General features: G+C 72.1%; 24 protein-coding genes and 1 other RNA gene. 12 read left to right on the top strand and 13 right to left on the bottom strand.

Features of this window, described 5'->3' with window-relative positions; all coding sequences use genetic code 11:
- Positions 1-190 precede the first annotated feature (190 nt).
- Positions 191-865 carry a type 1 glutamine amidotransferase gene (locus QE401_RS17455; protein ID WP_307139408.1) on the bottom strand — a complete coding sequence of 225 codons (675 nt, stop codon included), beginning with the start codon at positions 863-865 and terminating at the stop codon, positions 191-193.
- A gap of 98 nt (positions 866-963) precedes the next feature.
- On the opposite strand from QE401_RS17455, the gene QE401_RS17450 reads away from it, so the two are divergent.
- Complete coding sequence (locus QE401_RS17450) at positions 964-1878, top strand: bestrophin family protein (protein WP_307139407.1); 915 nt, start codon at positions 964-966, stop codon at positions 1876-1878.
- Between the two features lie 3 nt (positions 1879-1881).
- Here QE401_RS17450 and QE401_RS17445 read toward each other — a convergent pair whose 3' ends face one another.
- Positions 1882-2388, bottom strand: a complete 507-nt coding sequence (locus QE401_RS17445; RefSeq protein ID WP_307139406.1) for a GNAT family N-acetyltransferase — start codon at positions 2386-2388, stop codon at positions 1882-1884.
- A gap of 253 nt (positions 2389-2641) precedes the next feature.
- Between QE401_RS17445 and QE401_RS17440 the strand changes: the two genes are divergently transcribed.
- The 4 genes from QE401_RS17440 (at position 2642) to QE401_RS17425 (ending at position 6709) form a co-directional block, all read left to right on the top strand.
- On the top strand, positions 2642-3880 hold the full coding sequence (locus QE401_RS17440; RefSeq protein WP_307140269.1) for a class I SAM-dependent methyltransferase: 1239 nt from the start codon (positions 2642-2644) through the stop codon (positions 3878-3880).
- Positions 3877-4374 carry a YdcF family protein gene (locus QE401_RS17435; protein ID WP_307139405.1) on the top strand — a complete coding sequence of 166 codons (498 nt, stop codon included), beginning with the start codon at positions 3877-3879 and terminating at the stop codon, positions 4372-4374. The genes QE401_RS17440 and QE401_RS17435 overlap by 4 nt, the downstream gene beginning before the upstream one ends.
- 255 nt (positions 4375-4629) lie before the next feature.
- On the top strand, positions 4630-5661 hold the full coding sequence (locus QE401_RS17430) for a threonine aldolase family protein (protein WP_307139404.1): 1032 nt from the start codon (positions 4630-4632) through the stop codon (positions 5659-5661).
- 85 nt (positions 5662-5746) lie between these two features.
- Positions 5747-6709 carry an SMP-30/gluconolactonase/LRE family protein gene (locus tag QE401_RS17425; protein ID WP_307139403.1) on the top strand — a complete coding sequence of 321 codons (963 nt, stop codon included), beginning with the start codon at positions 5747-5749 and terminating at the stop codon, positions 6707-6709.
- An 18-nt stretch (positions 6710-6727) separates the two neighbouring features.
- Here QE401_RS17425 and hisA read toward each other — a convergent pair whose 3' ends face one another.
- Genes hisA through hisB form a run of 6 tightly spaced genes read right to left on the bottom strand, consistent with a single transcriptional unit; the run spans position 6728 to position 9954 of the window.
- Complete coding sequence (gene hisA, locus QE401_RS17420; RefSeq protein ID WP_307139402.1) at positions 6728-7453, bottom strand: 1-(5-phosphoribosyl)-5-[(5-phosphoribosylamino)methylideneamino]imidazole-4-carboxamide isomerase; 726 nt, start codon at positions 7451-7453, stop codon at positions 6728-6730.
- 14 nt (positions 7454-7467) lie between these two features.
- Positions 7468-7662, bottom strand: coding sequence for a hypothetical protein (locus tag QE401_RS17415; RefSeq protein WP_307139401.1), 195 nt, complete (start codon positions 7660-7662; stop codon positions 7468-7470).
- Positions 7628-8197: a GNAT family N-acetyltransferase gene (locus QE401_RS17410; RefSeq protein ID WP_307139400.1), complete on the bottom strand. Its 570-nt coding sequence runs from the start codon at positions 8195-8197 to the stop codon at positions 7628-7630. The genes QE401_RS17415 and QE401_RS17410 overlap by 35 nt, the downstream gene beginning before the upstream one ends.
- 1 nt (position 8198) lies before the next feature.
- Entirely contained in the window at positions 8199-8852 is a 654-nt protein-coding gene (hisH, locus tag QE401_RS17405) for an imidazole glycerol phosphate synthase subunit HisH (RefSeq protein WP_307139399.1), read from the bottom strand.
- A complete protein-coding gene (locus tag QE401_RS17400; protein WP_307139398.1) occupies positions 8849-9349 on the bottom strand; it encodes a DUF2628 domain-containing protein in 501 nt (166 codons plus the stop codon). Before QE401_RS17400 ends, hisH begins: the two co-directional genes overlap by 4 nt.
- Positions 9349-9954 carry an imidazoleglycerol-phosphate dehydratase HisB gene (gene hisB, locus QE401_RS17395; RefSeq protein WP_307139397.1) on the bottom strand — a complete coding sequence of 202 codons (606 nt, stop codon included), beginning with the start codon at positions 9952-9954 and terminating at the stop codon, positions 9349-9351. Before hisB ends, QE401_RS17400 begins: the two co-directional genes overlap by 1 nt.
- Positions 9955-10129: 175 nt before the next feature.
- Between hisB and QE401_RS17390 the strand changes: the two genes are divergently transcribed.
- The 4 genes from QE401_RS17390 to QE401_RS17375 all read left to right on the top strand — a co-directional run bounded on the left by QE401_RS17390 (position 10130) and on the right by QE401_RS17375 (position 14127).
- Positions 10130-11305 carry a PilZ domain-containing protein gene (locus tag QE401_RS17390; protein ID WP_307139396.1) on the top strand — a complete coding sequence of 392 codons (1176 nt, stop codon included), beginning with the start codon at positions 10130-10132 and terminating at the stop codon, positions 11303-11305.
- Between the two features lie 91 nt (positions 11306-11396).
- The gene (gene hslV / locus QE401_RS17385; protein ID WP_307139395.1) at positions 11397-11951 is read left to right on the top strand and encodes an ATP-dependent protease subunit HslV; all 555 of its coding nucleotides are present in this window, start codon (positions 11397-11399) and stop codon (positions 11949-11951) included.
- A gap of 3 nt (positions 11952-11954) precedes the next feature.
- A complete protein-coding gene (gene hslU / locus QE401_RS17380; RefSeq protein ID WP_307139394.1) occupies positions 11955-13292 on the top strand; it encodes an ATP-dependent protease ATPase subunit HslU in 1338 nt (445 codons plus the stop codon).
- A gap of 13 nt (positions 13293-13305) precedes the next feature.
- Positions 13306-14127, top strand: a complete 822-nt coding sequence (locus QE401_RS17375) for an EcsC family protein (RefSeq protein ID WP_307139393.1) — start codon at positions 13306-13308, stop codon at positions 14125-14127.
- Between the two features lie 87 nt (positions 14128-14214).
- On the opposite strand, the gene QE401_RS17370 is transcribed toward QE401_RS17375, so the two are convergent.
- Entirely contained in the window at positions 14215-15300 is a 1086-nt protein-coding gene (locus tag QE401_RS17370; protein WP_307139392.1) for a calcium-binding protein, read from the bottom strand.
- Positions 15301-15594: 294 nt separating this feature from the next.
- On the opposite strand from QE401_RS17370, the gene QE401_RS17365 reads away from it, so the two are divergent.
- A complete protein-coding gene (locus QE401_RS17365) occupies positions 15595-17676 on the top strand; it encodes a glycerophosphodiester phosphodiesterase family protein (RefSeq protein ID WP_307139391.1) in 2082 nt (693 codons plus the stop codon).
- Positions 17677-17770: 94 nt separating this feature from the next.
- Here QE401_RS17365 and recR read toward each other — a convergent pair whose 3' ends face one another.
- The 4 genes from recR to ffs all read right to left on the bottom strand — a co-directional run bounded on the left by recR (position 17771) and on the right by ffs (position 20859).
- Entirely contained in the window at positions 17771-18373 is a 603-nt protein-coding gene (recR, locus tag QE401_RS17360) for a recombination mediator RecR (protein ID WP_307139390.1), read from the bottom strand.
- Between the two features lie 4 nt (positions 18374-18377).
- Complete coding sequence (locus QE401_RS17355) at positions 18378-18719, bottom strand: YbaB/EbfC family nucleoid-associated protein (RefSeq protein WP_271136677.1); 342 nt, start codon at positions 18717-18719, stop codon at positions 18378-18380.
- A 66-nt stretch (positions 18720-18785) separates the two neighbouring features.
- Positions 18786-20717: a DNA polymerase III subunit gamma/tau gene (locus QE401_RS17350; protein WP_307139389.1), complete on the bottom strand. Its 1932-nt coding sequence runs from the start codon at positions 20715-20717 to the stop codon at positions 18786-18788.
- Between the two features lie 50 nt (positions 20718-20767).
- Positions 20768-20859: signal recognition particle sRNA small type (ffs, locus tag QE401_RS17345), an RNA gene on the bottom strand.
- Positions 20860-21161: 302 nt separating this feature from the next.
- Between ffs and nudC the strand changes: the two genes are divergently transcribed.
- Together nudC and QE401_RS17335 are read left to right on the top strand one after the other, a co-directional pair.
- Positions 21162-22088 (top strand): NAD(+) diphosphatase, encoded by a 927-nt coding sequence (gene nudC / locus QE401_RS17340; protein WP_307139388.1) that lies wholly within the window; start codon positions 21162-21164, stop codon positions 22086-22088.
- The gene (locus tag QE401_RS17335; RefSeq protein ID WP_307139387.1) at positions 22088-22375 is read left to right on the top strand and encodes a phosphoribosylamine--glycine ligase; all 288 of its coding nucleotides are present in this window, start codon (positions 22088-22090) and stop codon (positions 22373-22375) included. The genes nudC and QE401_RS17335 overlap by 1 nt, the downstream gene beginning before the upstream one ends.
- Positions 22376-22382: the final 7 nt, after the last annotated feature.

The raw sequence follows: 22382 nt of genomic DNA, 5'->3' as shown, positions 1-22382 counted from the left end.
GCGGCAGCTTTTCTTTCGGGCTGCCGCCGTCGGGTGGGGAAGCGGGACGCTGCACTCAGCCGGGGCGCGGGTTGTGCGGTTGGTGCGGCCCACTTTGGAAGGAGACGGCGGCAGCCTGACAGAAAAAGATGATGGGGGTTCGGGGGAAGAATTCATTCTTCCCCCGAGCTTCGCCTTGGCTTCTGCTTCCTCAAACCCCCACCAGATCCAGCATCTCCCCGAACAGCGCCTCACGCTGCGCGGCGTAGGATCCATCGCGGGTGCGGGTCTGGTCCAGCAGGGCCTCGGGCGCCAGGCCCTTGGCGGCCAGGCGTTCGGCGGGGGTGAAGCCGAGCCAGGCGCCGACGCAGCCGGCATCGGCCTCGGGGTGGAATTGCACGCCGAGCGCGCGGCGGTGGCGGAAGGCCTGGATGGTGTCTTCCGAGCGCGCCAGCACTTCCGTCCCCTCCGGCACCGCGACATGGTCGCCGTGCCAGCGCACCCAGGGGCCGCGCCAGAGGGCGGAGGGGGCGTGCTCCGTCTCCATCCAGCCTTCGTGGAAGACGCCCAGGGCGGAGACGCTGCCGCCAATGGCGCTGGCGATCATCTGGGCGCCGAAGCAGATGCCGATCACCGGCCGGTCGGCCGCGATCCAGCGGGCGAGCAGGCGCTTCTGCGCGGCGATCCAGTCATCCGCGTCATAGGCCGCCTTGGGCGAGCCGAGCGAGACCAGCAGGTCGGCCTCGGGCAGGGGGCCCTCGGCCTGGTCCGGCGTCAGGGCCGGGCCGGGCTCGATGCGCAGGCTGGCGCCGCGCGTGGCGCGCAGCCAGGCGCCGAAATGCCCGATGGGGGCGAGGGGGGAGTTCTCGAGGACCAGGACCTGCATGAGCGGCGCATCCAGTGGGGCGGCCGCCCCGCCCGGGAGGCAGCCATGGGTTTTCGCCTGTTTCCCACCGCGCGCGGCGCGGCGAAAGTGCCCGGGTCATGATCCTGCGTCCCCGCCCCGGCCCGTTCGGCCTGCTCTTCGTCCTGCGTGGTTCCATCATTCCCCGGATCGCCGGGCGGCTGGCGGTGGTGACGCTGCTGGCGACCCTGCTGACGCTGGCCGATCTGCGCTGGCCGCACTGGTTCCCGCAGGTGACGGCCGGGCCCTTCACCTTCATGGGGCTGGCGCTGTCCATCTTCCTCGGCTTCCGCACCAACACCTGCTACGCGCGCTGGTGGGAGGCGCGCGGGCTGTGGGGCCGGCTGGTGATCGCGACGCGCGACCTGGCGCGGGAGGCGGTGGCGCTGTTCCCCGAGGATGCGGCGCTGCGCCGGCGGCTGCTGCACCGGCTGATCGGCTTCACCCGCGGCCTGGCGGCGCAGCTGCGCGGGGAGGATGCGGTGGCGGCGCTGCGCCCCTTCCTGCCGCCTGAGGAGGCGGCGGCGCTGGGCGGCCTGCGCAACCCGCTGCAGGCGGTGTTGCGGGCCTGCGCCACCGAGCTGGCGGCGGCGCGGCGGGCGGGGGTGATCGGCGATGTGCTCTATGCAAGGCTGGACGGGCATCTGACGGCGCTGACCGAGGCGCAGACGGGCTGCGAGCGCATCCAGAACACGCCGACCCCCTTCGCCTATTGGCTGCTGCTGAACCGCACCGCCTGGCTGTTCTGCCTGCTGCTGCCCTTCGGCTTCGTCGGCACGCTGGGGCTGGCGACGCCGGCGGTGGTGGCGATCCTGGCCTATACCTTCTTCGGCCTGGACGAGCTGGCGGATGAGCTGGAGGAGCCCTTCGGCCGCGCCGCCAACGACCTGCCGCTGGATGCGATGGCGCGGCTGGTGGAGATCGATCTGCGCGAGGCGCTGGGCGAGGAAGGCCTGCCCGCGCCGCTGCAGCCGCAGCGCTATGTGCTGCTGTGAGGCTCAGCCGGGATCGGGGTGGCGATAGACCAGGTCGCCCGGATCCTGGCGCGGCGCCGCGTCATCCCGCCAGGCGCCCAGGCGCTCGGCCACCCGCATCGAGGCGTGGTTGCGCGGGTCGAGATAGCTGACCAGGCGGCGCAGCCCGCGCGCCTGCCAAGCCCAGCGGCGCAGCGCGGCGGCGGCCTCGGTGGCGTAGCCCTGGCCCTCATGGCCGTCATACAGCATCCAGCCCAGCTCCTTCTCGGGGAAGAGCGGGCCGTGGTTGATGCCGACCTGGCCCAGGCAGACGCCATCGGCCTGGCGCTCGATCATCAGCGCGCCATGGCCGAACAGCGCCCAGCAGGCGATGTCGTGGCAGAACATGCCCCAGGCGGCGCGCCCGTCATGCGGCCCGCCCATGAAGGCGGCGCGGGGCGAGGCCATCAGCGCGGCATAGGCGGGGAAATCCTCTTCCAGCGGCGCGCGCAGGATGAGGCGGTCGGTGGTGAGGCGGGGGATCTCGGCCATGGAGGCTGCCTAGCCCTGGCCGCGGCGCCGGCCAATGGGCGCGGGCGTCACCGTTCCATGACAAACAGGATGGTGCGCACCACGGCGCTGACCACCAGCAGGATGAGCACGATGCGGGAGAGAGTGCTGATCGGCGGCATGGGCCGAAGATGGGGCCGGTCCCGGGCGCGGCAAAGCCCCGCCGCGCCACGCTGGCGTGAGCCGGTCCCCTCACCCGCTGGCGCGGCGGCGCGGCTTCGCCTATCCGGTGGCCATGGACGCCACCGATGCCCGCCTCGCCGCGCAGTACGAGGCCTATCCCTATCCCGAGCGCGACCCGCGCGATGAGGCGAAGCGCCTGATCATCGGCAGCCCGAGCCATTTGCGGGAGGTGGATCACTGGATCTTCGGCGCCCGCCGCCCGGCCAGCCGGCCCTTCCGGGCGCTGATGGCCGGGGGCGGCAGCGGCGACGGCACCATGATGCTGGCGCAGCAACTGGCCTGGGCCGGGCGCCCGGGGGAGGTGGTGTGGCTCGACCGCTCCACCGCCGCACGCTCGGTGGCGGAGGCGCGGGCGAAGCAGCGGGGCCTGTCCAATATCCGCTTCGTCAATGGCTCGCTGCTCGACCTGCCTTCCCTCGGCCTCGGCGAATTCGACTACATCGATTGCTGCGGCGTGCTGCACCACCTGCCGGACCCGGCGGCGGGGCTGGCGGCGCTGGCGGGGTCGCTGGCGCCGGGGGGTGGCATCGGGCTGATGGTCTATGCGCCGCATGGCCGCACCGGCGTCTACATGCTGCAGGACGCGCTGCGCCTGCTGGCCCCCGACAGCGAGGCGCCGGCCGCCCGGGTCGAGGCCGCGAAGCGGCTGTGGAAGCACCTGCCGGAGACCGCCTGGCTGCGCCGCAATCCCTGGATCACCGACCATCTGGAGGGCGGGGATGCCGGGCTGTACGATTTGCTGCTCAACCCGCGCGATGTTTCCTTCAGTGTGCCGCAGCTCGCGGCGCTGATCGACGGGGCGGGGCTCAGGCTGCGCTGCTTCGTCGAGCCCTTCCGCTACGACCCGGACCGCTACCTGCCGGACCCGAAGCTGCGCGCCCGCACCGCGGGGCTGGACCCGATCGCCCGCGCCGCTTTGGCCGAGGCGATGTGCGGCAATATGGGCATCCACATCGCCTATGTGACGCGGGAGGAAGCGCCGGCGCCGGCCTGGGACGACCCGGCCGCGATCCCGGTGCTGCGGGAGCTGGATGGCGCGGCCTTGGCCAAGGGGCTGCCGCGGGACGGGGTGCTGCGCGTCACCTTCGACGGGATCGGCATGGGCGTGCCGCTGCCGCGGCTGGCGAGCGCCATCCTGTCGCGCATCGACGGGGTGCGCAGCATCGGCGAGATCGGCGAGGCGCTGGCGGCGAACGGCATTGCGCGGGAGGCGTTCCAGCGCGACTTCACGGCGCTGCGCGAGGCGTTGGAGCCGCTGAACCGGCTGCTGCTGGCCGCGCCGCCGGGATGAAGGGCCGGGCCGCCATCGTCATCTTCGGTGCCGCCGTGCGCGCCGATGGCGGGCCGAGCCTGACGCTGCGCCGCCGGGTGATGGCCGCCGCCGCCTTCGGTGCCACGCTGCAGCCGCCGCCGCTCTATGTGCCGACGGGCGGGCAGGGGCGGCATGGCCCTCCCGAGGCCGAGGTGATGGCGCGGCTGCTGCAGGATCTGGGCGTCCCGGCCGAGGATATCCGGCAGGAGCGCAGCGGCACCGACACGCTCTCCTCCGCCCGGGCCTGTGCCGCATTGCTGCGCGACCATGCCGGGCCGGTCCATGCCGCCAGCAGCGGCTACCATTTGCCGCGCTGCGTGATGCTGCTGCGGCTGCATGGCCTGCCGGCGCGCGCCGCGCCGCCGCCCGAGGCCGCGCACAGCCTGGTCGAACGCTGGCGCTGGCGCCTGCGCGAGGGGTTGGCGCTGCCTTACGATGCGGTAGCCGGCCTCTGGTCGCGTTACCGAAACTGAAGGCGGGGTCCGGGGGGACCCTGTCCCCCCGGCGGGCTCTGGCGCACTGCGCCAGAGGGGGGCGGAGCCCCCTGGTGATGCTTCGATTTTGGTTTTAAAACCGCCCCCGCATCGAGAGTCGGCCGGCGCATCCCGCGTCCCGACGCCAACCTGCCCCGACCGTGGCAAGGTGGCACCCCGGCGACGGGGGATGTGGCCGCACCGGCAACCCAACGGCGCCCACCTCGATGGTCTGTGTTGAGGAAAGGGGCGCCGATGGACCAGCAATTCGCCAGCGACAATTATGCCGGGATCTGCCCCGAGGCGATGCTCGCCTTGCAGCAGGCCAATGCGGGCCATGCCGCCTCCTATGGCGAGGATGCGTGGACGCAGCGCGCCGCGGACGCGTTCCGCACGCTGTTCGGGCGGGAATGCGAGGTGTTCTTCGTCTTCAACGGCACGGCGGCGAATTCGCTGGCGCTGGCGGCCTTGTGCCAGAGCTATCACAGCGTGATCTGCGCCGAGGCCGCGCATGTCGAGACGGATGAATGCGGCGCGCCGGAATTCTTCTCCAACGGCTCGAAGCTGCTGGTGGCGCCGGGCAGCGGCGGCAAGCTGACGCCGGAGGCGATCCGCCGCCTGGCGCTGGCGCGGGGCGACATCCACTATCCGAAGCCGCGCGCCGTCACCATCACCCAGCCGACCGAGACGGGGGAGGTCTATGCGCCGGAGGAGATCCGCGCCATCGCCGCCGAGTGCCGGGCGCTGGGGCTGAAGCTGCACATGGATGGCGCGCGCTTCGCCAATGCCTGCGCCAGCCTGGGCTGCAGCCCGGCCGAGATCACCTGGCAGGCGGGGGTGGATGTGCTGTGCTTCGGCGGCACCAAGAACGGCATGGCGGTGGGGGAGGCGGTGATCTTCTTCGACCGTGGCCTGGCCGAGGATTTCGATTATCGCTGCAAGCAGGCGGGGCAGCTGGCCTCGAAGATGCGCTTCCTGGCGGCGCCCTGGGTCGGGCTGCTGGAGAGCGGCGCCTGGCTGCGCAACGCGGCGCATGGCAATCGCTGCGCGCAGGTTTTTTCCAGTGCGGTCGAGGGCCTGCCGGGGGTGGAGATCATGTTCCCCGTGCAGTCCAACGCCGTGTTCCTGAAGGCGCCGCCGGCGGTGCTGGACGCCCTGAAGGACAAGGGCTGGCGCTTCTACACCTTCATCGGTGGCGGGGCGCGCTTCATGTTCGCCTGGGATTCGCGGGAGGAGCGGCTGCAGCGGCTGGTGCAGGACATCGCGGCAGCGGGGCGCGCGGCCTGAGGCCCGGTCCGCCCGGCCAAGAGGGGGATGGCCCGGGCCTGCAAGCCTGGGTAGTCTGGTCATCATACAAGCAAGGGAGTACGCCATGAGCGACATCGCCAACGAGACGCCCTGGGAACCCAGCCAGCGCTATCCGGAGCCGCGCTTCCGCGCCTTCGACCCCTCCTTCCTGCGCTTCCGGGTGATGAACAGCGCGGTGCAGAAGCTGGCGGGCGGCTGCGCCTGGGCGGAGGGGCCGGTCTGGTTCGGCGACCAGCGCGCGCTCTACTGGTCCGACATCCCGAATGACCGCATCCTGCGCTGGGACGAGGCGACGGAGCAGGTCGCCGTCTTCCGCAAATCCTCCAACAACGCCAATGGCAACACCCGCGACCGCCAGGGGCGGCTCGTCACCTGCGAGCACCTGACCCGCCGCATCACCCGCACCGAATATGACGGCAGCATCACCGTGCTGGCCGACCGCTATGACGGCAAGCGGCTGAACTCGCCGAACGACATCGTGGTGAAGTCCGACGGCTCGATCTGGTTCACCGACCCGACCTTCGGCATTTCCGGCTATGTCGAGGGCGAGAAGGCCGACCCCGAGCTGCCGCACGCCGTCTACCGCATCGATGGGCAGAGCGGCGCCGTCACCATGGTGACCGATGCGCTGGCCGGCCCGAACGGCCTGGCCTTCAGCCCGGACGAGAGCATCCTCTACATCGTCGAAAGCCGCGCCGAGCCGCGCCGCATCGTGGGCTTCGACGTGGCCGATGATGGCCGCATCAGCAACCAGCGCACCGTGGTGCAGGGCGAGCCCGGCGACACGCCGGACGGCTTCCGTGTCGACACCGAGGGCAATCTCTGGTGCGGCTGGGGCATGGGCGATGCGGAGCGCGACGGGGTGCGGGTGTTCAGCGCCGCGGGCAAGCCGCTCGGCCATATCGACCTGCCGGAGCGCTGCGCCAATCTCTGCTTCGGCGGCCGGCATCGCAACCGGCTGTTCATGGCCTCGTCGCGCTCGGTCTATGCCGTCTATGTCAACGCGCAAGGCGTGGCGGGCGGCTGAACCGCCCGCCGGATCGGCTCAGCCGGCGGCGGCGCGCAGCGCCTCGCCGGCGGTCAGGCGGCCATCATAGAGCGCGCGGCCGATGATGGTGCCGGCCACGCTGCCGGCCGCCTTCAGCGCCAGGATGTCCTCCACCCCCGCGACGCCGCCCGAGGCGATGACCGGGGTGGAGAGGCGCCGCGCCAGCGCCGAGGTCGCCTCCACATTCACCCCGCCCAGCATGCCGTCGCGGTCGATATCGGTGTGGATGATGGCGGCCGCGCCGGCATCCTCGAAAGACAGCGCCAGGTCGAGGGCGGAGACGGTGCTGACCTCGGCCCAGCCCTCGGTCGCCACCATGCCGTCCTTGGCGTCGATGCCCACCGCCACATGGCCGGGGAAGGCGCGGCAGGCGGAGCGGGCGAAATCCGGGTTCTTCACCGCCGCCGAGCCGAGGATCACGCGCTTCACGCCACGCTGCAGCCAGGCCTCCACCGTCGCCATGTCGCGGATGCCGCCGCCGAGCTGCACCGGGCGCGAGGTGCCGGCCAGGATGGCGGCCACGGCTTCGGCATTGGCGGGCCGGCCGGCGAAGGCGCCGTCGAGATCCACCACATGCAGCCATTCGAAGCCATCGGCGTCAAAGGCCGCCGCCTGGGCGCCGGGATCCTCGGCATAGGTCGTGGCCTGGTCCATGTCGCCGCGCTTGAGCCGGACGACCTTGCCGCCCTTGAGGTCGATGGCGGGGTAGAGGGTGAAGCCCATGATGCAGGTCTCGGTCAGAAGGCGGCGCGAAGGCCAGTCGGGAAGAGATCTTCTTTTTCTGAAGAAAAAGAAGCAAAAAGACTTTTTCCGGGCTGCCGCCGTCTCCCGGCCAGGCGGGACGCCAAACTGACAGAAGTTTTTTGGTTCTTTTTTTCAAAAAAGAACACTTTCTTCTTAAACTCCCGCCCGCATGTCCAGCGTCCGCCCATGCGGCGGCTCCAGCAGCTTGTGGTAGTAATGGCCGGAGACGGTCTTGCCCTTCACCCGCGCATAGGCCGGGTGGGTGCCCCAGCGCGTGTAGCCCAGGCTCTCGAACAGCGCGATGGCGGTGGTCTGGGTCTCCCGCACATCCAGGTTCAGCACGCGGTGGCCGAGCGCCGCGGCGCGCTCCTCCACCCGGTGCACCAGCAGCCGCGCCAGGCCGTGGCCGCGCGCATAGGGCGCGATATAGGCGTGGGTCAGCTGGGCGGAGAAGGCCTGCGCCTCGTTGTTGCGCGGCGGGCGGATCAGCTGGGCGGAGCCCACCGGCACGCCGTCCAGCCGGGCCACGAACAGCTCGCAGGCCGGCACCAGCAGCACGCCGCGGAAATGCCGCGTCAGCGCCTCGCGCCCCTGCGGCTCGACCCAGCCGAAGCCGCCGCCCTCGATGATGGCGGCATCCGTCGCCTCGCACAGATCGGCCAGCTCGGCATCGTCCAGGCTGTCGGCGCGCTCGACCAGCAAAGTGTGTTCGGTGGTGGGCATGTCAGGGCTGCCAGGCCAGGAAATTGGCCAGCATGCGCAGGCCGGTGAACTGGCTCTTCTCGACGTGGAACTGGGTGCCGACACGGTTGTCGCGGCCGATGATGGCGGGGACCTGCCCGCCATACTCGGCGCTGGCCAGGATCTCCTCCGGCCGGCCGCCTGCCAGCGCATAGGAATGCACGAAATAGGCGTGGTCGCCGGGGGCGATGCCCTCCAGCAGCTTGTGCGCGCCGGGGCGGAATTCCAGCGCGTTCCAGCCCATCTGCGGCAGCGGCAGCGGCTGCCCGGCGGCGTCACGCGGGTCCATCGGCGCGATGTCGCCGGCGATCCAGCCCAGGCCCGGATGCACCCCATGCTCCAGCCCATGCTCGGCCATCAGCTGCATGCCGACACAGATGCCGAGGAAGGGCACGGCGCGGCGGTCCACCGCCTCGCACACCGCCTCGACCATGCCGGGCATGGCGTCGAGGCCGCGGCGGCAGGCGGCGAAGGCGCCCTGGCCGGGCATGACGATGCGGTCGGCGCGTGCCACCGCCTCGGCCGCGGTCTCCACCGTGAACTCGGCCTCGATGCCGGCTTCCGACGCCGCGCGTCGCAGCGCCCGCAGCACCGAGGCGAGGTTGCCCGAACCGGGATCGACGACCGCGACCTTCATGCCGGGACTCCTTGGGGTAGGGGGGCGGCGCGGCGCAGGCCGGCCGCCTCGGCCGCCGCCCAGTCGGGGCGGGCGGCGAGGGCGCGCGACAGCGCCGCCTCGGGATCGGCGCCCAGCACCACGCCCTGGGCCGGGCGGCCGCGCCGGGCCAGCGCCCAGCGCCGCAGATCCTGCCCCTGCAGCCCGAGCAGCCAATGCGCCGCCAGCGCCAGCCAGGGGCGCAGCGGCTCGGGCAGCAGCAGGGCGACCAGGACGGCCAGCGCCAGCCAGAGCAGCAGCGGGATCCACAGCCGGTGTGCCAGTAGCCAGAGCGGGCCGAACAGCAGCGCGCCCCAGGCGAAACCCTCCGGCACCAGGAGCAGCCCGCCCTGCGGGCGGGCCCTGGCCTTCGCGGCGGCGGGCGGCGCCGCCACCTGGCCGGCCATGGGCACGGAGCCGCGCGGCGCCGGCCGGGCGGTCTGGTCCGACGGAGGCGGGTGCACCGTCCAGGCGCGCATCACGCCTCCAGCACGCCCTTGGTCGAGGGGATGGCGCCCGCCGCGCGCGGATCGGGCTCCACCGCCTGGCGCAGGGCGCGCGCCACGGCCTTGAACACGCCCTCGGCGATGTGGTGGGCGTTGGTGCCGGCGCGCTGGATGATGTGCAGGGTGATGCCGGCATTCATCGCGAAGGCCCGGAAGAATTCCTCGAACAGCTCGGTGTCCATCTCGCCCACCTTGTCGCGCGGGAAGGTCACGCTCCAGGCGAGGAAGGGGCGGCCGGAGATGTCGATGGCGGCCTCGGCCAGCGCCTCGTCCATCGGCACCACGGCATGGCCGTAGCGGCGGATGCCGCGCTTGTCGCCCAGCGCCCGCTTCAGCGCCTGGCCCAGCACGATGCCGACATCCTCGGTGGTGTGGTGGAAGTCGATATGCAGGTCGCCCTTGGCCTCGACCTCGAGCGTCAGCATGCCGTGCCGGGCCAGCGCCGTCAGCATGTGGTCGAGGAAGCCGATGCCGGTGGCGATGCGGCTGTCGCCCTGCCCGTCCAGCCCCAGGCTCAGGCGGATCTCCGTCTCGCTGGTGGCGCGGGCGATGTCGGCGGTGCGGGGCTTGGCGTCCATGCGGCTTACCTAGACCGCGCGACCCCCTTTGCCCAGGGGCTGAGAGGCTCAGGGGCTGAGGGCCGAGCTGGGCGGCGGCGGCCTCGGCGCTTTCACCCGGAATCAAGACTCGTGCTGCCAGGCTGGGGCGGCCCCGCGGAAGGCGGGGCGGCAACCCCTGGCCCCGCCGCGAGACATGCCCGCTCCCTCCCCCGTCCCTCGCCGGGTCGCAGCCCCGCGCCCAGGCCGCGCCGCGCTGCTGCTGGCGCTGGTGCTGGTCGGGCTCGGGCAGGCGCCGGCGCAGGCGCAAATGCGCCCCCCGGGCCTTGCCATGTCCCCGGAAGCGGCGCCGCCGCCGGGGCGCTGGACCGCCTCCGACGCCACGCGGCTGCTGCTGGTGGAGGCGGAAGCGGCGCTGCGGCTGGAAAGCGATGCCACGCTGGGCATCCTGCCCGGCATCGCCGCGCTGACGCAGGGCAGCCGCGCCGCCCTGTCGCAGCGCCGCGCCGAGGCGGATGCGGCGCTGGCCGCGCTGCTGGGCGCCGCGCAGGCCGAGGCCGCCGCCGCGCCGGGCGGCGTGCCGGAGGGCCTCTCCGCCGGCCTGCAAGGGCTGCGCAGCGCGCAGCAGGTTGTCGCCGCGCTGCAGGGTCGCATCGATGCCGCGGCGCGCGGCGGCACGCCGCCCAGCCTGGTGGAATGGAGCGAGGCGGTGGCGCGCCGCGGCGAGGCGCTGCGTCGGCTGGGCCAGCTTCTGGCCGGCCACCGCCCGCCGCCGCCGGCGCCGCCGCCCGCCCCGCCGCCGCCCGCGCGGGAGGCCGGCCGCCAGGCGGAGCGCAGCCTGGCCACCGCCGGCCGCCCGGCCGGCGACGCCGCCGCCGGCCCCTCCGGCAAGGGCGAGCCGGGCGCGAAACCGCCGCCCCCCGAGAAGGGGGAGGCCGGATCGGATGGGGCGATGCCGATCGGCCTGTGGATCGCCAAGGGCCTGGCGATCCTGGCGGCGGTGCTGCTGCTGGCCTGGCGCAACCGCCTGCGGGAACGCACCGACCAGGGCCGGAAGAACCGGCGCGTCGCGGTGGACATGGCGGTCACGCTGGAGGGCGACGCCATCGGCCCCGGCAGGCCGGCCCGCATCACCAACATCTCCATGGGCGGCGCCGCCCTGGCGGTGGCGGATCTGCATCTGCGCCGGGGCAGCCGCCTGACCATCGCGGGCAGCCGGCTCGGCAGCCTGCCGGCGCAGACCGTGCATTGCGGCGGCGGGGTGCTGCGGGTGCACTTCCTGGCGCTGGACCAGGCCCAGGCGCTGGAGCTGGGCCGCCTGACCGCGCCGCCGCCGGCGGAGGCCGACCGGCCCCGCCGCGGCACGGCCTGAGGCGCGGCCTGCCCGAGCCTCGCTGTGGCCACGCCCGAGCCATGCGTGCCGCCGCTTGTTGCCGGCGGGGCGCAATGCCATCTGCTGCGCCATGGACATCTCGACTCACGATCCGATCGGCTGGCACGGCACGACCATCCTCTGCGTCCGCAAGGATGGCCAGGTCGCGATGGCCGGCGATGGCCAGGTCAGCCTCGGGCAGACCGTGGTGAAGGGCAATGCGCGCAAGGTGCGGCGCATCGCCAATGGCAAGGTGCTGACCGGCTTCGCCGGCGCCACCGCCGATGCCTTCACGCTGCTGGAGCGGCTGGAGGCCAAGCTGGAACGCTTCCCCGACCAGCTCGAGCGCGCGGCCGTCGAGCTCGCCAAGGACTGGCGCACCGATCGCTACCTGCGCCGGCTGGAGGCGCTGCTGGCGGTGGCGGACAAGGACCGCTCGCTGCTGATCACCGGCAATGGCGACGTGCTGGAGCCGGAGGACCAGATCATCGGCATCGGCTCGGGCGGCAATTTCGCGCTCGCCGCGGCGCGCGCGCTGATCGATGTCGACGGCCTCACGGCCGAGGACATCGCCAAGAAGGCGATGGGCATCGCGGCCGGCATCTGTGTCTACACCAATGGCCGCTACGTGCTGGAGACGCTCTGACCCATGTCCGAGACCATGATCGCCGAAGCCGTCAACCTCTCCCCGCGCGAGATCGTCTCCGAGCTGGACCGCTTCATCATCGGCCAGCATGAGGCCAAGCGCGCCGTCGCCATCGCGCTGCGCAACCGCTGGCGCCGCCAGCAGCTGCCCGAGGCGATGCGCGAGGAGGTGGTGCCGAAGAACATCCTGATGATCGGCCCGACCGGCTGCGGCAAGACCGAGATCGCCCGCCGCCTGGCGAAATTGGCCGACGCCCCCTTCATCAAGGTCGAGGCGACGAAGTTCACCGAGGTCGGCTATGTCGGCCGCGACGTGGACAGCATCATCCGCGACCTGGTCGAGATCTCGATCACCCGCACGCGGGAGGTGGCGCGCAAGGAGGTCCAGGCCAAGGCCGAGCTGGCCGCCGAGGAGCGGCTGATCACCGCGCTCGTCGGCGAGGGCGCCTCGGGCGAGACGCGGATGAAGTTCCGCCGCATGCTGCGCGAGGGCAGCCTGGAGCAGAAGGAGGTCGAGGTGCAGGTGGCCGATCAGGGCCCGGCCCCCGGCGCCGCCATGGATGTGCCCGGCATGCCGCCCGGCCAGATGGCCAACATCCAGGAGATGATGGGCAAGATGTTCGGCCGCCCGCAGCGGTCGCGCAAGATGACGGTGGCCGAGGCCCGCCGCGCCCTCACCCAGGACGAGGCCGACCGGCTGCTGGACCAGGAGAAGCTGACCCGCGACGCCGTGGCGCATGCCGAGAACAACGGCATCGTCTTCGTCGACGAGATCGACAAGGTCTGCGCCCGCTCCAGCGACAGCGGCTTCCGTGGCGGCGATGTCTCGCGCGAGGGCGTGCAGCGCGACCTGCTGCCGCTGATCGAGGGCACGACGGTCGCCACCAAGCACGGGCCGGTGAAGACCGACCACATCCTGTTCGTGGCCTCGGGCGCCTTCCACATCGCCAAGCCCTCCGACCTGCTGCCGGAGCTGCAGGGCCGCCTGCCGATCCGGGTCGAGCTGGGCGCGCTGACGCGCGACGATTTCCGCCGCATCCTGACCGAGCCCGAGCATTCCCTGGCCAAGCAGTATGTCGCCCTGCTCTCGACCGAGGGCGTGGCGCTGGAGCTGACGGAGGACGCCATCGAGGCGATCGCCGACCTCGCCGCCGACATCAATGCGCGGGTCGAGAATATCGGCGCCCGCCGCCTGGCCACCGTGCTGGAGAAGCTGCTGGAGGAGATTTCCTTCAGTGCCAGCGACCGCCATGGTGAAACGGTTCGCGTCGATGCGGCCTATGTGAAGGAGAAGGTCGCGCCGCTGGCCGCCAGCGCCGATCTCAGCCGCTTCATCCTGTAGGACCGGACCCGCCATGCCCGAGGCCCAAGCCGACACCCCGACCGAAGCCCTGCCCGCGCCGCTGCCGCTGCCCGACACGGCGGAGGCCGAGCTGGCCGAGGCGCGGCGGGTGCTGGAGGAGCAGTCGCTGGCCGCCAGGCTGGCGGCGATGGCCGGCACGCCGGTGGAGGCGCTGCGCCGGCGCCTGCCCTCCGGCGCCCAGGGCATGGTGGATGCGGCGGTGCGCAAGGCGCTCTCCGCCGCGCTGAACGCGGCGCTGCGCAGCGAGCCGCAGCGCAGCCTGCCGGGGCTGTCCGGCCACTGGCTGAATCGTGGCCTGGCGGCGGCCAGCGGCGCCGCCGGCGGCGCGCTCGGCCTGCCGGGCACGCTGCTGGAGCTGCCCATCTCCACCACCCTGCTGCTGCGCCAGATCGCCGCCGAGGCGGTGGAGCAGGGCGAGGACATGGCGCTGCCCGAGACCGGCGCCGAATGCCTGAAGGTCTTCGCGCTCGGCGGCCCGGGCACGGCGGATGACGCCACCGAGACCGGCTATTTCGCCACCCGCCTGGCGCTGGCGCAGCTGCTGCCGACCATGGGGGCCTCGCTGCTGCCGGGCTTCATCGGCGGCATCGCGGCGCGCTTCACGGGTCCGCTGATGGTCAAGCTCGGCGCCCAGGCGGCGCCGGTGATCGGCGCCGCGGCGGGCGCCGCCATCAACCTGACCTTCCTGGAGCATTTCCGCGGCATCGGCCGGGCGCATTTCACCATCCGCCGGCTGGAACGCGCGCATGGCGAGGCGGCGGTGCGCGCCGCCTATGCGGTGCTGGACGCCCGCGCCCGGCACGGGGCGGGCTGAGCCTGGGGGGGGGGGGGCGCCGCCCCCTCAAACTCCCGCGCAGTACACCCCTGGCAGGGGACAGGGTCGCCCGCCCCCGCCTGGGTGTCAGCCGAAACTCGGCAGGCGGCCCTCGGCGGCGCCATATTGCAGGAAATGCAGCAGCGGATTGACCTCCGCCGCCGCCACATCGGCATAGGCCGCCAGATACGCCTCGGCATCGAAATCGCCGGGGGCGGAGCGGCCCTCCTTCCAGCCGAAATTCAGGTAATGCGCCAGCGGGTCGATTCCGGCCGCCGCCACATCATCATTCAGCGCCAGATAGCTCTCACCCTCGAAATAGGCGTTGGCGTCGCGGCCCTCGGCGCGGCCGAACTGCTCGTAATGCGCCCGGGCGTCGATCCCGGCGCGCGCCACATCGAGATTGGCCAGGCGGTAGAACTCGGCATCGAACCCGTCCGCGCCGATGCCGCGGCCGATGACGGACAGCGCCACCCTTCCCTCCACATAGCCGCCCGTCAGGTAGTGCAGCATCGGGTTGACGCCGGCCTCGGCCACGTCCGGGTTGCGCGCCAGATAGTCGCGCCCGTCGAACCAGGCGGAGGTCAGCCTTCCTTCCGCCGCGCCATATTGCAGATAGTGCTGCAGCGGGTTGATGCCCGCCGCGGCGACATCGGCATTGTTCGCCAGATAGGCCTCGGTGTCGAACAGCGCGTTGGGGTCGCGCCCCTCGCGCCAGCCATACTGGTCGTAATGCATGCCCGGATCGACGCCGGACCGCCAGACATCGGGATTGTCGACGGCGTAGCCCAGCGCGTCGATGCCGCGCCCCAGCTCCTCCAGCCGGACAACGCCATCGGCGAAGCGCAGCGCCTCGACGAAGACCATGCGCGTCACGCCATCCGGTCCGTCGGCCTGCAGCGCGCCATTCTGGATGCTGAAGCTGTAGCTGCTCAGGTCGCGGGAGAAGAGGACGATGTCGCGGCCCTCGCCGCCATCCAGGAAGTCATTGCCCGGGCCGGCGACCAGCACATCATCGCCCTGATCGCCAAACAGGAGATCATCGCCCTCGCCGCCATCGAGGCGGTCATTGCCCCGCCCCCCTTCGAGGACGTCGTCGCCCCCCAGGCCGAGGATGACGTCATTGCCCTCGCCGCCCTCCAGGAAGTCCCTGCCGCTACCACCCGTCAGCATTGTTGTTCTCCGCGGTTGCCCACCTGCGGCAGTAAACCAGCGGGCGTGTCAGGCCGCCCTCCGGGAGGTCGATGAAAACTCCGTCAATCGCCCGTCAGACCGGTCTCCACGGCTTCGTGAAAACCGGGCAAGGTTCAGTTCATCCCCCTGTCATCCCGGCTTCATCCCGCCGCCATGCGCGCCGCCTAATCCGGCGGCCGATGGGTGCCGGCGGGCGCTGCGTCCCGGCGCGGCGCCGGGCCGTGCCTGTGCGGCACCCTCTTCGCGCCAAGAGCCGAGAGGAAGACGCGCCCCATGGTCAGCTTCAACACGCTGGACGGCATGCCGCCGGTGATCATCGCCCATCGCGGCGCCAGCGGCTATCGGCCCGAGCACACGCTGGAAGCCTACAAGCTGGCGATCGAGATGGGCGTCTCGGTGATCGAGCCGGATCTGGTGCCGACCAAGGATGGCTATCTGGTGGCGCGGCACGAGCCGCTGCTCTCCGACACCACCAACATCGCCGACCATCCGGAATTCGCCGACCGGCGCGTCACCAAGGTGATCGACGGCGTCACCGTCACCGACTGGTTCATCGAGGATTTCACCCTGGCCGAGCTGAAGACGCTGCGCGCCAAGGAGCGGCTCGGCGAGCAGCGGCCGGAGAGCCAGGGCTATGATGGCCAGTTCCAGCTGACCACGCTGGAGGAGATCATCGCCCTGGTGCGCCAGGTGGAGGCCGAGACGGGGCGCAAGATCGGCATCGCGCCGGAGACCAAGCACCCGACCTATGCGCAGTCGCTGGGCTTCGACACCAGCCAGATGCTGGTCGATGTGCTGGTGCGCGAGGGCTTCACGGACCGCGAGCGCGTCTTCATCCAGTCCTTCGAATCCGGCAACCTGATCCGGCTGCATGAGACGATCATGCCGGCGGCGGGGGTCGACTTCCAGATCGTCCAGCTCGGCAACGCCGCGACGCCGGAGCTGCTGGCGCAGATCGCCGTCTATGCCGACATTGTCGGGCCCAGCAAGGACGCCATCCGCCTGCGCACGCGCCTGGCCGAGCCGGTGGACGCCGATGGCGACGGCATCGCCGAGATCCGCTTCCAGCTGACCGGCCAGACCAGCCCGCTGGTCGAGAATGCGCACAAGCTCGGGCTGAAGGTCATCCCCTACACGGTGCGCGCCGAGGAGAGCTTCCAGGCGCTGAACCCGGATGGCACGCCGCAGAGCGCGGCGCAGGAGATCGCGGCGCTGATCGCGCTCGGCGTCGACGGGCTGTTCACCGACCAGCCGGATATCGGCCTGCAGGCGCTGCAGGATTACCTGCGCAGCGACGCCACGCCGGAGAATGACGTGCTGACCGGCGGCGCCGGCACCGACTTCCTCCATGGCGGCGAGGGCGAGGACATCATCGCCGGCGGCGAGGGCGACGACTTCCTGTATGGCGAGCAGGGCGACGACCTGCTGATCGGCGGCCCCGGCAACGACACGCTGGAGGGCGGCGAGGGCCGCGACACCGCCGTGCTGTCCGGCCGGCTCTCCAGCTACAGCTTCGAGGGCCTGTCCGGCGGCGCGCTGCAGGCCAGCGGCCCGGATGGCGTGACGACGATGCGCGGCATCGAGGTGCTGCGCTTCGCCGATGGCAGCATCGCCCTCGACCAGGCGGCGGGCGGCTTCGACGCGCTGGGCTATGCGGTGAACAATGCCGATGTCTGGCAGTCCGGCATGGATCTGCGCGCGCATTACGACCAGTATGGCTGGCGCGAGGGGCGCGACCCCAACGCGCTGTTCGACACCGAGGCCTATCTGGCGAACAATGCCGATGTCGCCGCGGCGGGCATCAACCCGCTGCAGCACTACCTGCAATATGGCGCGGCGGAAGGAAGGCTGACCTCCGCCTGGTTCGACGGGCGCGACTACCTGGCGCGCCACAGCGATGTGGCCGAGGCCGGGCTGAACCCGATGCTGCACTACCTGGCCTTCGGCGCGGCCGAGGAGCGGGTGGTGCTGTCGGTGGTGGGCCGCGATATCGGCGCGGACGGGTTCGACGCCGAGTTCTACCGCCTGGCCAATGCCGATGTGGCGCGCGCCGGGATCGATGCCCGCGCGCATTACGAGCAATATGGCCGCGCCGAGGGCCGCGACGCGAATGGCTATTTCGAGGGCGCCAATTATCTGGCGGTGAATGCCGATGTGGCCGCCTCCGGCATCGACCCGCTGGTGCACTACCTGGCCTTCGGCTGGAAGGAAGGCCGCGAGGCGACCGGCTGGTTCGACGCCAAGGGCTATCTGGAGAATTACGCCGATGTCGCCGCGGCGAATGTGAACCCGCTGCTGCATTTCCTGCAGCATGGCGCCGCCGAGGGCCGCCTGCCCGAATTCGACTGGTCGTAACCGCCCCCTGAAGGCGGTGCAGGGGACCCTGTCCCCTGCCAGGGGAATGTTGCGCGGAAGCTTGAGGGGGGCGCCGCCCCCCTCGGGCCCGCTTCTAGACCGGCCGCCGCGCCTTCAGCGCCGCCGCCAGCGTGCCGTCATCCATCACATCCAGCGCGCCGCCCATCGGCACGCCCTGGGCCAGGCGGGTGACGGCAACCCCCATCGGCCGCAGCTGGTCGGTCAGGTAATGCGCCGTGGTGGCGCCATCGACGGTCGCCGGCAGGGCCAGGATCACCTCGCGGATCTCGCCGGCCGCCACCCGCTCCAGCAGGGCGGTGACGCGCAGATCCTCCGGCCCGACGCCGGAGAGCGCCGAGAGCACGCCGCCCAGCACATGGTACAGGCCGCGATGCACATGGGCGCGTTCCAGCGCCCAGAGGTCGGAGACGCCCTCGACCACGCAGACCATCTCCTGCTCCCGCCCCGGATCGGTGCAGATGCGGCAGGGATCCTCGGTGTCGAGATTGCCGCAGATGCGGCAGGGGCGCACCGCCTCGGCGGTCTCGTGCAGGGCCTGGGCCAGCGGCAGCATCAGCCCGCCCGGGTCCTGCAGCAGCTTCAGCGCGGCGCGGCGCGCGCTGCGCCGGCCGAGGCCGGGCAGCCGCGCCAGCATGGCGACCAGGCGCTCGACCTGGTCGGGGCCGCGCACGCTCATCGGCTCAGAAGGGCAGCTTGAAGCCGCCGAGGCCGCCGCCCATGCCCGGGATGTTCAGCCCGGCGGTGGCCTTCTGCATCTCCTCGGCCATCATCGCCTCGACCTTCGCCTTGGCGTCGGCATGGGCGGCGACGATCAGGTCTTCCAGCACCTCGCGCTCCTCCGGATCGACCAGGGAGGGATCGATGGTGAGCTTCTTCAGGTCGCCCTTGCCGGTCAGCGTCACCTTGACCATGCCGCCGCCGGCGGCGCCGTCCACCAGCATGGCGTCCAGCTTGGCCTGCATCTCCTGCATCTTGGCCTGCATCTGCTGGGCCTGCTTCATCATCGCGCCGAGATTCTTCATGGGTACTCCCCCAAGGCTTCCAGGAAATCGCTTGTGACAGGAAACGCGGGCCGGGCGGCCGCGATGTCAGAAATCGTCCAGATCCGCGGGCTCCGCATCGGGCGGGGCGAAATCCGGGCCGTCATAGCCGCCTTCCGGTCCGTCCTCCGGCTCCGGCACCGGCGGCAGGCCGTAATCATCCAGCGTCTCGTCGCGCAGCGCCTCGGCCTGGGCGCCGGGGAAGGCCAGCAAGATGGCCTGCACCAGCGGGTGCGCCTTGGCGATCTCCATGCGCTCGCTGGCGATGTGGCTGCGCTGCTGCGCCAGCGTCGGCTCGCCCTCGGCATTGGAGAGGGAGATGGTCCAGCGCGTGCCGGTCTGCTCGGCCAGCAGGGCGGAAAGCTGCCCGGCCAGGTCGCGCGGCGCGTCGGGGCGCTGGCGGAACTCGATGCGGCCGAGGGCGAAGCTGACCAGATGCACGCTGTGCAGCAGATGCGCATGCAGCATCGGCGCGCGGCCGGAGGCGAGCGCCACCACCTCGCGGAAATTGCGCGGCTGGGGCAGGCCAGCGGGCTCGGGCGCCGCCATCACCGCCGCGCCGCCGCCGATCGCGCTGCGCAGCCCGGCGCCACCGCCGCCATGGCCCCCAGCATTGCCACCTTGCGGCAGGCTGGGCTGCGGCGCGGCCAGGCCGCCCTCGGTCAGCCGCCGCACCAGGTCGCCCGGGCTCGGCAGATCGGCCAGATGGGCCAGGCGGATCAGCACCATCTCCGCCGCCGCGCGGCGGTCCGGGGCCTCGGCCACCTCGGAAATGCCCTTCAGCAGCACCTGCCAGGCGCGGCCCAGCACCGGGATGGTCAGCCGCTCGGCCAGCGCCACGCCGCGCACCCGCTCCTGCTCCGGCAAAGACGGGTCCTGGCGCAGCGCGGGGACGGCGCGCAGCCGGGTCAGGGTGTGGGTCAGCTCCAGCAGATCGGCCAGCACCACGCCGGGATCGGCGCCGCGCTCATGCCCCGCATCCATCGCCGCCAGCATGGCGGGGATGTCGCCGCGGAAGGCGGCCTCCAGCAGGTCGAACAGCAGGGAGCGGTCGGCCAGCCCCAGCATGTCGCGCACCAGATCGGCCTCGACGCCCTCGGCGCTGCCGGCGGCCTGGGCGATCGCCTGGTCCAGCAGCGACAGCCCGTCGCGCACCGAGCCATCCGCCGCGCGCGCGATCATCGCCAGCGCGGCCTCGGAGGCGGGCACGGCCTCGGCCTCGGCGATGCGGGCGAAATGGGCGCGCAGCTGCTCCTGCGGCACGCGCTTCAGGTCGAAGCGCTGGCAGCGCGACAGGATCGTCGCCGGGACTTTCCGGATTTCCGTCGTGGCAAAGAGGAACTTCACCTGCGGCGGCGGTTCCTCCAGCGTCTTCAGCAGCGCGTTGAACGCCGCCGTCGACAGCATGTGCACCTCGTCGAGGATGTACACCTTGAAGCGCGCCCGGGCCGGGCGGTAGCGCACCGCCTCGCGCAGCTCGCGGATGTTGTCGACGCCGTTGTTCGAGGCGGCGTCGAGCTCCAGCACATCCGGGTGGCGGTCGGCCAGGATCGCCTGGCATTCGGCGCAGACACCGCAGGGATCGGCGGTCGGCCCGCCATTCCCGTCCGGCCCCACGCAGTTCAGCGCGCGGGCGATGATGCGGGCGGTGGTCGTCTTGCCGACGCCGCGCACGCCGGTGAGCATGAAGGCATGCGCCACGCGGTTCTGCGCGAAGGCATTTCTCAGGGTCCGCACCAGCGCGTCCTGGCCGATCAGATCGGCGAAGCTCTGCGGGCGGTATTTGCGGGCCAGCACGCGATAGGGTGTGGCGGGCGGCTCCGGCGCGGCGGCCACGGGCGCGGCTGTCACGGCCGGCGCAGCCTCCGGCGCCTCCCCGAACAGGCCGGGCCCCTCGGGCGGCGGCGGGTCGCCGAACAGGCCAGGGCCCTCGGGCACCAGCGGTGTGTCGAGCGGATCGGGGAAGCTGTCGCTGGGCATGCTCGCGGCGGATCCAGTTGGGCCCGCGGCGGGCCTCGGCGGCGTAGGTGGAAGACCAGCGGATCGACCCAGGCGGAAACTCGCTGCGGCTGCTTCCTTCCGGACCTGACCGGGTTGGCAAGGCGCCTGTCCGCCACCGGCCTTCCGAGGTCACCATATCATGCCGCCCCCCTCCCCCCACAACCCCTCCTTTTTTCGGACTGCCGTTGTCCTGTGGAGAGGCGGGACGTGCCACGGGAGCGGGGTGCCGGTGGGGCGGGGGCTGGGCCAGGGTGCCGCGAGGGCGACGCCGCCCCTGCCGCGCCCCGCCTCTCCGCAAGGCAGCGGCAGCCTGACAGAAAAACGGGAGCGCTGCTGGCCTGCAGCGTCCCGCCTCCCCACCCGACGGCGGCAGCCTGGGAGAAAGTTGCGGGAAAAGCAGGGGCGTGGCAGGGTCCGGCGCGCATGCTGTCCATCCCGGCTTCCCGACCCAATGCCTACACTGGCAGCCCTCTCGACCGTGCCTCCGGCCGGCGGGAGGACACGGAATTCATCGCCGCCTGCGCGGCCTCGCCCGAGGCGCTGTTCGTGCCGGTCTGGCGCAGCCGCAGCCTGATGCGCGGGGTGGAGGAGGGGCGGCCCGAGGCGCTGCTGCTCTCCCCCGCCGCGGCCGAGGCGGTGCGCATGGCGGGCGGCCCCTGGGCCTTTCTGGGTTTCTGGGAGGGCCGGCCGGTCTTCGCCGTGGATTGCTCGGCGGCCGAGGATCCGCTGCCGCTGCTGCCCGAGGGCTTCGGCGCCTTCACCGATCTGCGCGCGGTCGCCGGCCTGCTGCCGGCGGGCGAGGCCAGCGTGCTGGCGCATGCGCGCGGGCTGATGCATTGGCGCGTGCGGCACCGCTTCTGCGGCGTCTGCGGCGGGCTGTGCGAGCCGCGCAGCGCCGGCAACGCCATGGCCTGCACCGCCTGCGGCGCGCAGCATTTCCCGCGCACCGACCCGGCGGTGATCATGCTGGTGACGGATGGGCCGCGCGCGCTGCTCGGCCATTCCGTGCGCTTTCCCAACAGCGCCATGTATTCGACGCTGGCCGGCTTCGTGGAACCGGGCGAGAGCCTGGAGGAGGCGGTGCGGCGCGAGGTGGCGGAGGAGGTCGGCGTGCGGGTGGGGGAGGTGCATTACCATTCCTCGCAGCCCTGGCCCTTCCCGGCCTCGATCATGCTGGGCTTCCATGCCGAGGCGCTGTCGGACGCCATCACCATCGACCCGGAGGAGCTGCGCGATGCGCGCTGGTTCAGCCGCGACGAGATCCGCAACCATGAGCGCCATGGCTTCGGCCTGCCGCGCGCCGATTCCATCGCGCGCCGGCTGATCGAGGACTGGCTGGAGTCCGCATGATGCGCGCCACCCTTCCCCTCCTGGCGCTGCTGGCGCTGGCCGCCTGCGGCAACCGCCCGGCCGCGGTGGCCGAGGCGCCCGAAAGCCCCGCCCATGCCGCCTGCCGCGCCGAGGCGCGCAACGACCCGGCGGTGGTGGCGCTGGCGCGGCAGCAGAACCCCGGCAATTTCGGCAACCAGCAGCGGGTCGAGTACGACATGCGGGTGGCCCAGCTGCGCGCCTATCGCGACTGCCTGCGCCGCAACGGCCTGGCCGCGCCCGGCGGCGTCGAATCGCCGCGGCTGTGAGGCGGGC

Origin of the sequence: Pseudoroseomonas cervicalis (assembly GCF_030818485.1) — a bacterium.
Classification (GTDB): Bacteria; Pseudomonadota; Alphaproteobacteria; order Acetobacterales; family Acetobacteraceae; genus Pseudoroseomonas; species Pseudoroseomonas cervicalis_A.
This window is presented reverse-complemented; position numbering and strand designations above follow the sequence as displayed.

What these genes read in the sequence shown, in the direction of transcription:
- QE401_RS17425 (WP_307139403.1), top strand. Translation starts at nt 5,747, where the DNA reads ATGAGCGACATCGCCAACGAGACGCCCTGGGAACCCAGCCAGCGCTAT.
- QE401_RS17400 (WP_307139398.1), bottom strand. Translation starts at nt 9,349, where the DNA reads ATGCGCGCCTGGACGGTGCACCCGCCTCCGTCGGACCAGACCGCCCGG.
- QE401_RS17350 (WP_307139389.1), bottom strand. Translation starts at nt 20,717, where the DNA reads ATGCCCAGCGACAGCTTCCCCGATCCGCTCGACACACCGCTGGTGCCC.
- QE401_RS17455 (WP_307139408.1), bottom strand. Translation starts at nt 865, where the DNA reads ATGCAGGTCCTGGTCCTCGAGAACTCCCCCCTCGCCCCCATCGGGCAT.
- hisA (WP_307139402.1), bottom strand. Translation starts at nt 7,453, where the DNA reads ATGGGCTTCACCCTCTACCCCGCCATCGACCTCAAGGGCGGCAAGGTC.
- QE401_RS17435 (WP_307139405.1), top strand. Translation starts at nt 3,877, where the DNA reads ATGAAGGGCCGGGCCGCCATCGTCATCTTCGGTGCCGCCGTGCGCGCC.
- QE401_RS17415 (WP_307139401.1), bottom strand. Translation starts at nt 7,662, where the DNA reads ATGGGCGGACGCTGGACATGCGGGCGGGAGTTTAAGAAGAAAGTGTTC.
- QE401_RS17445 (WP_307139406.1), bottom strand. Translation starts at nt 2,388, where the DNA reads ATGGCCGAGATCCCCCGCCTCACCACCGACCGCCTCATCCTGCGCGCG.
- QE401_RS17440 (WP_307140269.1), top strand. Translation starts at nt 2,642, where the DNA reads ATGGACGCCACCGATGCCCGCCTCGCCGCGCAGTACGAGGCCTATCCC.
- hslU (WP_307139394.1), top strand. Translation starts at nt 11,955, where the DNA reads ATGTCCGAGACCATGATCGCCGAAGCCGTCAACCTCTCCCCGCGCGAG.
- QE401_RS17335 (WP_307139387.1), top strand. Translation starts at nt 22,088, where the DNA reads ATGCGCGCCACCCTTCCCCTCCTGGCGCTGCTGGCGCTGGCCGCCTGC.
- QE401_RS17370 (WP_307139392.1), bottom strand. Translation starts at nt 15,300, where the DNA reads ATGCTGACGGGTGGTAGCGGCAGGGACTTCCTGGAGGGCGGCGAGGGC.
- QE401_RS17365 (WP_307139391.1), top strand. Translation starts at nt 15,595, where the DNA reads ATGGTCAGCTTCAACACGCTGGACGGCATGCCGCCGGTGATCATCGCC.
- hisH (WP_307139399.1), bottom strand. Translation starts at nt 8,852, where the DNA reads ATGAAGGTCGCGGTCGTCGATCCCGGTTCGGGCAACCTCGCCTCGGTG.
- QE401_RS17355 (WP_271136677.1), bottom strand. Translation starts at nt 18,719, where the DNA reads ATGAAGAATCTCGGCGCGATGATGAAGCAGGCCCAGCAGATGCAGGCC.
- QE401_RS17450 (WP_307139407.1), top strand. Translation starts at nt 964, where the DNA reads ATGATCCTGCGTCCCCGCCCCGGCCCGTTCGGCCTGCTCTTCGTCCTG.
- nudC (WP_307139388.1), top strand. Translation starts at nt 21,162, where the DNA reads ATGCTGTCCATCCCGGCTTCCCGACCCAATGCCTACACTGGCAGCCCT.
- QE401_RS17375 (WP_307139393.1), top strand. Translation starts at nt 13,306, where the DNA reads ATGCCCGAGGCCCAAGCCGACACCCCGACCGAAGCCCTGCCCGCGCCG.
- QE401_RS17430 (WP_307139404.1), top strand. Translation starts at nt 4,630, where the DNA reads ATGGACCAGCAATTCGCCAGCGACAATTATGCCGGGATCTGCCCCGAG.
- QE401_RS17390 (WP_307139396.1), top strand. Translation starts at nt 10,130, where the DNA reads ATGCCCGCTCCCTCCCCCGTCCCTCGCCGGGTCGCAGCCCCGCGCCCA.
- recR (WP_307139390.1), bottom strand. Translation starts at nt 18,373, where the DNA reads ATGAGCGTGCGCGGCCCCGACCAGGTCGAGCGCCTGGTCGCCATGCTG.
- hisB (WP_307139397.1), bottom strand. Translation starts at nt 9,954, where the DNA reads ATGGACGCCAAGCCCCGCACCGCCGACATCGCCCGCGCCACCAGCGAG.
- hslV (WP_307139395.1), top strand. Translation starts at nt 11,397, where the DNA reads ATGGACATCTCGACTCACGATCCGATCGGCTGGCACGGCACGACCATC.
- QE401_RS17410 (WP_307139400.1), bottom strand. Translation starts at nt 8,197, where the DNA reads ATGCCCACCACCGAACACACTTTGCTGGTCGAGCGCGCCGACAGCCTG.